Annotated in this window: 1 protein-coding gene; it reads left to right on the forward strand. The window is 65.2% G+C overall.

The features are described from left to right. On the forward strand, positions 1-873 hold an 873-nt coding region (dapE, locus tag ENZ75_RS33090), incomplete at both ends, for a succinyl-diaminopimelate desuccinylase (protein WP_128278670.1).

Below are 873 nucleotides of genomic sequence, written 5' to 3' on the forward strand. Positions count from 1 at the left end.
CGCTGGAGACGATGCTCAAACCGCTCGGCTTCCTGGTCGATCGGCCGGTGTTTTCCGAAGACGGCACGCCCGATATCGAAAACCTCTATGCAAGGCGTTCCGGCAATGGCCCGCATCTGATGTTCGCCGGCCACACCGACGTGGTGCCGGTCGGCGACGAAGCCGCCTGGACGCATCCGCCCTTCGCCGCCGAGATCGCCAATGGCGAGATGTATGGCCGCGGCGCCGTCGACATGAAGGGCGGCATCGCCTGTTTCATCGCCGCCGTGGCGCGCCATGTCGAGGCCAATGGCGGTCCGAAAGGCTCGGTCTCGCTGCTGATCACCGGCGACGAGGAAGGCCCCGCGATCAACGGCACGGTCAAGCTGCTCGAATGGGCGGCTTCCAGGGGCGAGAAATGGGATGCCTCTGTCGTCGGCGAGCCGACCAACCCGGATGCGCTGGGCGACATGATCAAGATCGGCCGCCGCGGCTCGATGTCCGGCGCCGTCACCGTCAATGGCCGCCAGGGCCATGTCGCCTATCCCTTGCTTGCCGACAATCCGGTGCGCGGGCTGATGAGCCTGGTCGATGCCTTGCTGCATCCGGTTTTCGACAAGGGAACCAGGGATTTCCAGCCGACCAATCTGGAGGTCACCTCCATCGATGTGGGCAACCCGGCCACCAATGTCATCCCGGCCAAAGCGACCGCGACCTTCAACATCCGCTTCAACGACACCTGGACGGACGAGACCCTGCAGGCCGAAATCCACAACCGGCTCGACCAGGCGGCCAGGCGCAAGAAGTACCGGCAGGGCAAGAAGACGCCGGTCGACTACGAGCTCGTCTGGCGCGACCGGCCGAGCCATGTCTTCCTGACCCGTGACGACAGGC

The organism is Mesorhizobium sp. M7A.F.Ca.CA.002.04.1.1 (assembly GCF_004022805.1).
Taxonomy (GTDB): Bacteria; Pseudomonadota; Alphaproteobacteria; order Rhizobiales; family Rhizobiaceae; genus Mesorhizobium; species Mesorhizobium ciceri.